The organism is uncultured Halorubrum sp., assembly GCF_937146585.1.
Lineage (GTDB): Archaea > Halobacteriota > Halobacteria > Halobacteriales > Haloferacaceae > Halorubrum > Halorubrum miltondacostae.
In genome coordinates this window covers 1-6818 of the sequence record NZ_CAKZRO010000138.1, presented here as the reverse complement: position 1 = coordinate 6818, position 6818 = coordinate 1, and the positions used below count along the sequence as shown (strand labels likewise).

Below are 6818 nucleotides of genomic sequence, written 5' to 3'. Positions count from 1 at the left end.
ACCACGTCCTCGTCGACGTCGGTGTCGAGGAGGAGGTCGGGGTCGGCCCCCTGCCACGCGTAGACGACCTGGTCGTCGTCGCCGGCGATGAGCACCTTCTCCATGTGGGGCCGCCACTCCTCGAAGACGTTGTACTGGAGCGTCGTGATGTCCTGGAACTCGTCGATGATCAGGTAGTCGACGCTGGGCACGAGCGAGCGCTGCGCGACCCGTTCCAGCATGTCCGCGAAGCCGACGAGGTCGTTCTCGCCCTTGTACGTCCGCCACGCCCGGATCGTCTCGGGGATGTCGATCCGGTCGTCGTCGGAGGGCCACGTCGGCGTGTACTTGTTGCCCTGCTGGGCGTTGGGGTCCTCCTCCGGCGGGAGCCGGACCTCCTCGACGTTCCACTGGAAGGGGACGTCGTACCAGTCGGCAACGTCGCGCTCGGTGCGCTGGAGCCACTGCGAGGTGGCGATGATCTTGTTGCCGATGGTCGTCGAGCGCGCGGTCCGGCGGCCGGCCCCGCCGTGCTGGTCCTCGAACTCGATGCCGTACTCCTCGCAGAACGCCTCCTTGTCGTCCTCGCCGACCACGTCGCCCCGCGAGAGGTCGAGCAGTTCGTACGCCTTCGCGTGCATCGTGCTCACGTTCCCCTGGAGGCTGCGCGGCGAGATGTCGAGCCGCTCGGCGAGCCGCTCGCGGATCTCGGCGGCGGCCGCGCGCGTGTACGAGACGACGAGCACGTCGCGGACGTCGGCGCCCTCCTCGTCGAGGATCTCTTCGACGCGGTCCAAGAGCGCGGTCGTCTTCCCGCTCCCGGGCCCCCCGAACAGCCGCGTCACTGTGGTATCAGTCATTGTTACCTCCAGATTCCGGTTCTCCTTAAACGCCGTGGCTCTGGACCCGTCGACGATGGTCTCGACCCGAGGCCGGGATATCGGGCCGTTCCCGCTCGCTCGGCGGGCTACCCGCTCCGGGTCGCGCGCGCCTCGCGGACGTCGGCACCGTCGCGGACCAGGTCCTCGCAGGCCGGACAGACGCGGGGCCGATCGACCTCGTTCGGGGTGAACACCCGAACGTAGTCCGTCGTCACGAACGAACCGCAGTTCTGACACGTCGGCATAGTAGTCACTATCGAGTAATTCCACATAATACTACCGGGGAGTACGACGGAAAGAAAACTCGCGGACCGCGGCGGTCCGGGCGTCAGCTCGGCCGCCAGTCGCAGACCGAACACCGCGCGGACCCCTCCTCGTGGAGCGCACCGCACTCGGGACACTGGAGCTTGTTATAGGATCGCTCCCAGCGTACGATCTCTGTCTCGTGGCCGTGATCGGAGAGGAACTCGTCGAACACGTCGTCGTCCGAGCTGGGTGCACTACTAGACATGCGTGCCATTGTATGCCACACCAGCATATATGTCTTTCCGTCGTTCTCGCAGCTGCGAATTGCGCGATCGAACGATCGATTTTCGAGAAAGACAGACGCGATACGCAACTTCGACGCGCGGCGACCGCCGAGAGAGACAATTCGTCGCCGCTCACCACGGCTCGTTCTTGACGCCGAGGAGGTACGCCCCGACGTTCGTGACGACGTGGAGGAGGGGGGTCATCACGAGGACGACCGCGAGGACGCGCGGCGCGAACACCGCCAGCGCCCAGTCGGTGTCGACGAGGAAGGCGAGCCCCAGCGCGCCGACGACGAAGTCCAGCTGGTCCAGACCGGGGAACGCCGCGCCGCGCTCCCGGCCCGACCGCCGCTTGAGGAAGGAGGCGCCGATGTCGCCGCACATCGCGCCGAACGCGAGCGCGAACGCCGCCGGGAGCGCGAACGTCGGCAGGTCGCTTCCGAGCGCCGCGCTCGCGGGGGCGGCGAGCGCGTTGAGCCCGAGCGCGAGGAGCACGCCGACGAGCGTCCCCACCGCGGTGCCCCGCCAGGTCTTCCCGTCGCCGAGCAGCCGCGCGCCGCGCCACTCGCGGCCGCCGTCGATCGGGCGTCCGCCGCCGGCCAACACCGCGGCGTTGTTCGGGACGTACGCCGGGAGCATCGCCCAGAACGCGGTCGCGACAAGCGTGCCGATCATGTCTCCACGGGCGGCGCGCGGGGTGTTATAAACCACGGATCGATTACCGCCGGGGCTCGTACCCCCGCCCCCATGCCGCGGTCGTCCGGCGGTCGCCGTCGCGGGCGCGGTGTCCCGGCCACCGCCGCCGAGTCGGCAAACGTAAAGTTCGCCCCGACCGGAAGTTCGGACATGATTCCACCGATCGCCCGGCGGTTCGTCGCCGGCGAGGGCGTCCCGACGGCCCTCGACCACGCCCGCGCCGCGAACGAGGACGGCGTCGCGGTCATCCTGAACCTGCTCGGCGAACACTACGACGACCCAGCGGACGCCCGCGCCGACACCGACGCCTACCTCCAACTGCTCGACGACATCGCCGGCAGCGGCCTCGACGCCTGCGTCTCGGTGAAACCCTCGCAGATCGGGATGGACGTCTCCGCCGACCTGTTCGAGGAACACTACCGCGAGATCGTCGCGCGCGCCGACGAGGTGGGCGCGTTCGTCTGGTGCGACATGGAGGACGCCGACACCACCGACGCAACCCTCGACGCGTTCGAGTCCATCGCCGCCGACTACCCGTGGAGCGTCGGCCAGTGTATCCAGTCGAACCTCAAGCGCACCGCGGACGACCTCGACCGACTCGTCGACGTCCCCGGCAAGATCCGGCTTGTGAAGGGGGCGTACGACGAGCCGTCGTCGATCGCGTACACCGAGAAGGCGCGCGTCGATGAGGCGTACCGCGACGACCTGACGACGCTGTTCGAGCGCCGCGACCGGGGGATCGCGGTCGGCAGCCACGACCCCGAGATGATATCGCTGGCGGACCGGCTCGCGCGCGACCACGGCGGCGACTACGAGGTCCAGATGCTGATGGGGGTCCGCGAGGACGCGCAGCGCGACCTCGCCGCCCAGGGCGTTGACGTGTACCAGTACGCGCCGTACGGCGGCAAGTGGATCTCGTACTTCTACCGCCGCGTCCGCGAGCGCAAGGAGAACCTCACGTTCGCGGTGCGGGCGGTCATCGGCGCGTAGTCGCGGGGCCGTTCCGGTCCTCGGCGCGGCGCTCGAACGGTGTCGGCGCGTGGAAGCCCTCTTAAGCATCGCCGACACATACCGATCCGATAGATGTCCACGTGGAAACGCGACTTCGCCAGCGGGCTCATCGTGTTGGCCCCGCTCCTCGTTCTCCTGTTGGTCCTCCGCTGGATCTACCAGTACATCGCGTCGATCCCGCTGATCGAGGGGCTCCAACCCGACGTCATCCCGGCGCCGCTCGAGCCCGTCTCCCGCGTGATAATCGCCTTCGCGGTGTTCGCGACGGTCGTCCTCGCGGTCGGCTACTTCATGCGGACCACCCTGGGCCGATTGGCGGAGTCGGCGGTGGACGACGCGATAAACCGGATCCCGGCGCTGCGGGTGGTGTACAACGCCTCGAAGCTCGCGATCGAGACGGCGATCTCCGGCACCGACGAGCTCCAGAGCCCGGTGTACATCGAGACGTGGCCGGGGATCCGGATGACCGCCTTCCGGACCGGGAAGAAGACCCGCGACGGCAAGATCGTCCTGTTCATGCCGACCGCGCCGAACATCACCACCGGCTTCGTCATCGAGGTCGAGCCGGAGCGCATCGAGGAGACCGGCGAGACGGTCGAGGAGGGGATGACCCGCGTCCTCTCCGCCGGCTTCGCGGAGTCGGCCCATCAGGTCCCCGTCCACGAGGAGAGCCCGGCCGACGGCGACGGCGCGGACGCGCCCGGCGACTACGGACACGTCCGGACCGACGGCACGCCCGGCGACGGCGAGGGGTCGACCGCCGACGGGCACGGCTCGGCGAGCGGCGGTTCGAGCGAGTGACTCGCCCCCGTCGGGCCTGACACCGACGGCACTGTCCGGAAGAAGAGATACCCGCCCGCATTCGGGCGGTCGCGGTCAGGCTACCGCGCTTAGAGGTAGGTGAACCACTCGTCGTGGTCGTCCGTCCGCCGCTCGACCAGGTCGAAGAACGCGCTCTGGAGCTCCTCGGTCACCGGGCCGCGGGTGCCCGACCCGATCTCGGTGTCGTCGACCGAACGGATCGGCGTGACCTCGGCCGCGGAGCCGGTGAAGAACAGCTCGTCGGCGGTGTACAGCTGCCCGCGGGAGATAACGGCCTCGTCGTGGACCTCGTAGCCGCGCTCCTCGGCGAGCGTGATCACGGTGTCGCGGGTGATCCCCTCCAGGATCGACTGCGCGGGGCCGGTGGTGTATATCTCGCCGTCGTTCACCATGAAGATGTTCTCGCCCGGTCCCTCCGCGACGTTGCCCTCCTTGTTGAGGACGATGGCCTCGACGTAGCCGTTCCGGCGCGCCTCCTCGCCCGCCAGCATGGAGTTGACGTAGAGGCCGGTCGTCTTCACGTTCGTCGGCACCTGCGAGGAGGCGTGCTTCCGCCACGAGGAGACCATCACGTCGACGCCGTCCTCTAACGCCTCCTCGCCGAGGTACGCGCCCCACGGCCACGCGGCGAGCACGAGGTCGGTCGGGCAGCCCTCCGGCGAGACGCCGAGCGAGTCGTAGCCGTAGTAGGCGATCGGCCGGATGTAACAGGACTCGAGATCCTGCCGGTCGAGGAGTTCCAGCGTCGCCTCGGTGATCTCCTCGCGGGAGTGCCCGATGTCCATGTCGTACATCTTCGCGGAGTCGAACAGCCGGTCGAGGTGCTCCTCCCACCGGAACACCGCCGGGCCCCGATCCGTGTCGTAACAGCGGACGCCTTCGAACACGCCGCTCCCGTAGTGGAGCGCGTGGGTCAGAACGTGGGTCGTCGCGTCCTCCCAATCGAGGAACTCCCCGTTCTTCCAGATCGTGTCGACGTCCATCTCGTCGAATCCCATACTCGCTCGTTGCGGGCGGCGGGCTTAAAACTGTGACAACCGGTCGGGGGCTGCCGGGAGGCGGCGCGCTCGTCCGGTCCGTCTGTCGACGGCGAGCCGGTCGCGCTACGCCAGCGCCTCGACGAGCGCCGCGCCCTCGACGTACGGGATGTCGCGCCGGGCCGCGTACGCGGCGGCGTCCGCGGGCGCGAGCGCGTCGCCCGTCTCGTCGTCGAGCATCTCGCAGCCGACGACCGCCGGCGGCTGCCCCGCCGCCCCGGCCAGCGCCAGCCCCAGTTCCGTGTGACCCTCCCGCTCTGCCAGCAGTCCGGGAGCGCCACGCAGCAGGTGGACGTGACCGGGCGCGCGGAACTCGCCGGCGAAGTCGAACGACTTCGGGTCGCTCGCGGCGTCGGCCAGCGCCCGCACCGTGAGCGCGCGGTCCTCGTCGGTGATGCCGGTGTACGTCTCCCGGTGGTTCACCGTCAGTGAGAACGACGGCCGGACGTCGTAGCCGAGGCCGTCGAACCGGCCGGCGGGGTGGTCGATCAGGTCGTGGAGGAACGGGAGGTCGAACGCCTCGGCGACAGCGTCCGACAGCGCCACGAACACCAGCCCTCCGCCGTCGTTGCGCAGTCGTGCGAGGTCGGCGGGGGTCACCGCACCCGCGGGGTAGAGGATGTCCGTCTCGCCCTCGCGGTCGTCGGCGTCGTGGACCAACACCGGCTCGCCCTGGCGGAAGGCGTCGATCGCGCGCTCGACCGCTTCGGTCGAGTCAGCGGACGCCCCGGCCTCGCCGGCGACTCCCCCGTCGGCGTCGGCATCGACCCGCATCAGGCGACCTCCGTCTCGACCGCGGTCGACTCCGGCTCGTCGGCGCGGCTCGTCGGCTCGACGCGGACCTCCACCTGATCGTCGTCGTCGAGGTCGAGCGCGTCGCGCAGCCGGTCCGGCGCGATCAGCTCGAGCTGGTCGTCGTCGTGGTGGGTCCGGTCGGGGACGATGGCGTGGACCTCGTCGTAGCGCTCGTCGCCCGCGACGAGGGTGACCCCGTAGCAGGTGGCCGCCCCGTACGTGCGGTCGTCGCCCTCCCACGCGTCGATGGGGACGGCGTCGATGCCGGCCATCTCGCCGCGCCGGCGGACGCTCTCCTCGGTGAGGTCGACGTTGAGCGTGCCCGGGAACGGGTCGTAGCCGAGCCGCTCGCGGAACTGCTCGGCGTAGCCCGGCAGCGTGATGTAGTGGCGGCCCTCGCCCATCCCGCCGGTGACCGCGCCGCGGAGCGACAGTTCGACGTCCGACTCGAACAGGCGGCGGTAGTCGGCGTACTCCGCCCGGAGCGCGGCCTCGCCCGCCTCCGTCACCCGGACCCACTGGCCGTCGCTGACCACGTCGCGCTCGACGTAGCCGGCGGACTCGAGGGTCTGGAGGCGGCGGGAGGCGGTCTGTGTGGAGGCGTCGAGGCGGTCGCCGAGCGCCGCGCACGACACCTTCGTCTCCGAGAGGCCGCCGACGAGCCCGACGTGTTTGAGGGCCGCGATCGCGGCCGGATCCACGTCGGTCTCCGCGTCGGTCGCCGTCGCGTCTGACATACGAAATGATCGGTCGCCCGCAGGCAAAAGAGTAACGAATATGGGATACTTCTCAAAAACGTTATTGGGTAGGCAGCAGCGGCGAGAAATCGACTGATCATAAATAAGTTTGCGACGTACGTAATCCCGTCGGTGTCGGTCGGCTTCGCGGCTTCCTCGACCGTTCGCCGAACCAGTTCGGCGCTCGGATGTGAGCCACTCTCGCACCGGTCGCCGAAAGGTAAGGTACAAATACGAACGGGGTTTGTTTTCTCGTGAGGGCTCGTAGATCAGTGGCAGATCGCTTCCTTCGCAAGGAAGAGGCCCGGGGTTCAAATCCCCGCGAGTCCA

Annotated in this window: 9 protein-coding genes and 1 tRNA gene; 3 read left to right on the top strand and 7 right to left on the bottom strand. The window is 69.1% G+C overall.

Annotated features, from left to right (window positions below; genetic code table 11):
- The 4 genes from Q0116_RS10850 to Q0116_RS10835 form a co-directional block, all read right to left on the bottom strand.
- The coding region (locus Q0116_RS10850; RefSeq protein ID WP_297887973.1) for a UvrD-helicase domain-containing protein at nucleotides 1–839 on the bottom strand (839 nt) is incomplete at its 3' end.
- Between the two features lie 107 nt (nucleotides 840–946).
- Nucleotides 947–1105 carry a hypothetical protein gene (locus tag Q0116_RS10845; RefSeq protein WP_006111597.1) on the bottom strand — a complete coding sequence of 53 codons (159 nt, stop codon included), beginning with the start codon at nucleotides 1103–1105 and terminating at the stop codon, nucleotides 947–949.
- Nucleotides 1106–1188: 83 nt separating this feature from the next.
- Entirely contained in the window at nucleotides 1189–1371 is a 183-nt protein-coding gene (locus Q0116_RS10840) for an HVO_0416 family zinc finger protein (protein ID WP_086220396.1), read from the bottom strand.
- Between the two features lie 151 nt (nucleotides 1372–1522).
- Nucleotides 1523–2065, bottom strand: coding sequence for a CDP-2,3-bis-(O-geranylgeranyl)-sn-glycerol synthase (locus Q0116_RS10835; RefSeq protein ID WP_297887966.1), 543 nt, complete (start codon nucleotides 2063–2065; stop codon nucleotides 1523–1525).
- Between the two features lie 171 nt (nucleotides 2066–2236).
- Here Q0116_RS10835 and Q0116_RS10830 point away from each other — a divergent pair, with 171 nt between their 5' ends.
- Both Q0116_RS10830 and Q0116_RS10825 read left to right on the top strand, forming a co-directional pair.
- The gene (locus Q0116_RS10830) at nucleotides 2237–3076 is read left to right on the top strand and encodes a proline dehydrogenase family protein (RefSeq protein ID WP_297887964.1); all 840 of its coding nucleotides are present in this window, start codon (nucleotides 2237–2239) and stop codon (nucleotides 3074–3076) included.
- Between the two features lie 93 nt (nucleotides 3077–3169).
- Entirely contained in the window at nucleotides 3170–3898 is a 729-nt protein-coding gene (locus tag Q0116_RS10825) for a DUF502 domain-containing protein (protein WP_297887962.1), read from the top strand.
- An 89-nt stretch (nucleotides 3899–3987) separates the two neighbouring features.
- Here Q0116_RS10825 and Q0116_RS10820 read toward each other — a convergent pair whose 3' ends face one another.
- From Q0116_RS10820 to Q0116_RS10810, 3 genes are all read right to left on the bottom strand, one after another.
- Nucleotides 3988–4917 carry a branched-chain amino acid transaminase gene (locus tag Q0116_RS10820; RefSeq protein ID WP_297887960.1) on the bottom strand — a complete coding sequence of 310 codons (930 nt, stop codon included), beginning with the start codon at nucleotides 4915–4917 and terminating at the stop codon, nucleotides 3988–3990.
- 105 nt (nucleotides 4918–5022) lie between these two features.
- Nucleotides 5023–5730, bottom strand: a complete 708-nt coding sequence (gene ribB, locus Q0116_RS10815; RefSeq protein ID WP_297887958.1) for a 3,4-dihydroxy-2-butanone-4-phosphate synthase — start codon at nucleotides 5728–5730, stop codon at nucleotides 5023–5025.
- Nucleotides 5730–6488: a CTP-dependent riboflavin kinase gene (locus tag Q0116_RS10810; protein WP_297887956.1), complete on the bottom strand. Its 759-nt coding sequence runs from the start codon at nucleotides 6486–6488 to the stop codon at nucleotides 5730–5732. The genes ribB and Q0116_RS10810 overlap by 1 nt, the downstream gene beginning before the upstream one ends.
- Before the next feature lie 258 nt (nucleotides 6489–6746).
- On the opposite strand from Q0116_RS10810, the gene Q0116_RS10805 reads away from it, so the two are divergent.
- Nucleotides 6747–6818, top strand: a tRNA-Ala gene (locus Q0116_RS10805).